The 1,068-nt window shown below is 60.3% G+C and carries 1 protein-coding gene; it reads right to left on the bottom strand.

What is annotated here, in order from left to right:
* Positions 1-16 precede the first annotated feature (16 nt).
* Positions 17-1,003 carry an IS5 family transposase gene (locus tag AC07Z7_RS25080; protein WP_494768046.1) on the bottom strand — a complete coding sequence of 329 codons (987 nt, stop codon included), beginning with the start codon at positions 1,001-1,003 and terminating at the stop codon, positions 17-19.
* Positions 1,004-1,068 lie beyond the last annotated feature (65 nt).

Consider the following 1,068-nt stretch of genomic DNA (forward strand, 5'->3'; position numbering starts at 1 on the left):
CGGCTTCGCGGGGGCATTACGCTCCTTGCAGACGCACCTGCCCCATACAAGCCATCAACTTGTGCCTCGCCATCCACAGGTTTGACAGCGCAAATAGAGTGACGAGCTGCGCCGTGTTCTTCTTGAGCCCCCGGTAGCGCACCTTCACGTACCCGAACTGCTGCTTGAGCACGCGGAACGGGTGCTCCACCTTGGCCCGGATGCTGGCCTTGGTGCGCTCCAGTTGATCGATCAGCGCCTCAAGAGGCTTGTCCTTGTCCAACTCCCGGCGCAATCCTGGACGCATGGCTACGTGCCAGCGCACGGTTGGCTTGGCATCAGGCCGTTTGTGCACGCCTTGGTAGCCCGCATCTCCAAATGCGTCTGTCTCCTGCCCGTGCAATAGGCTGTTGGCTTCGATCACATCACCCACGTTGCCGCCAGTGCCTCGCACCGTGTGCACCAGGCCCGAGTCCGCATCCACGCCAATGTGGGCTTTCATACCGAAGTACCACTGGTTGCCCTTCTTGCTTTGGTGCATCTCGGGGTCGCGCTCGCCGCTTTGGTTCTTGGTGGAAGTGGGCGCAGCAATCAGCGTGGCATCCACCACAGTGCCCGCTTTGAGCTGCAACCCTTTAGCTTGCAGGAGTGCATTGACGGTGGCCAGGATCTGATCGGCCAGCTTGTGGCGTTCCAGAAGGTGCCTAAAGCGCAGGATGCTCGATTCACTGGGGATGTGCTCGTCCCAGTGGGACAGGCCTGCAAAGTCCCGAAAGGCAGGCACATCGTGCAGCGCTTCTTCCATGGCGGGATCGCTGAGCTTGAACCATTGCTGCATAAAGTGGATGCGCAGCAGGGTCTGCACTGCAAAGGGCTGCTGACCCCGGCGTCCGGCTTCGGGCGCGTACGGCTCTATGAGCGAGACCAGTTCAGTCCAGGGCACTACCAACTCCATGGCGTCCAGGAACTCGCGCTTGCGGGTGCGCTTGACTGTGTTGCTCAGGCCCAGGCTGCTTTGCTTCATGCGACTATTGTCTGGGCTTCAAGCTTGCTCAATCACATCGCAGCGGTATTCGTGCAGAGAATCCC

Source organism: Acidovorax sp. GW101-11A03, assembly GCF_059424825.1.

Coding starts and splice junctions, on each gene's coding strand:
- AC07Z7_RS25080 (WP_494768046.1), bottom strand. CDS start 1,003: ATGAAGCAAAGCAGCCTGGGCCTGAGCAACACAGTCAAGCGCACCCGC.